General features: G+C 61.1%; 1 protein-coding gene. It reads left to right on the forward strand.

Features of this window, described 5'->3' with window-relative positions:
- On the forward strand, nucleotides 1-275 hold a 275-nt coding region (locus RVY79_RS19540; RefSeq protein ID WP_317466235.1), incomplete at both ends, for a hypothetical protein.

The raw sequence follows: 275 nt of genomic DNA on the forward strand, positions 1-275 counted from the left end.
CCTCGCGCTCGGCGTCCCTGTACTCTTCGGGCACACCAAAGCACAAGTATCGGATGATTTCAAGGGCCCGGGCATTTCTGCAGTCCTGATCACAGGCGACGTGCAGGTAGACGCAGCAGCGTTGAAAGATGCGATCAGAACTGCTTTGGCGAACTCGCCACCCGCCGCAGCGCTGGAGGCGTTCGCTCACGAACGTCATGATCACGTGGCCGTCGCACGGGCGTTCCTTTCGCGGATTACGCCTTTGCGTCGCCAAGAAATCGGTGCCGCACCGG

Source organism: Chromohalobacter sp. HP20-39 (assembly GCF_033052815.1).
In the GTDB taxonomy this organism is placed as follows: domain Bacteria; phylum Pseudomonadota; class Gammaproteobacteria; order Pseudomonadales; family Halomonadaceae; genus Chromohalobacter.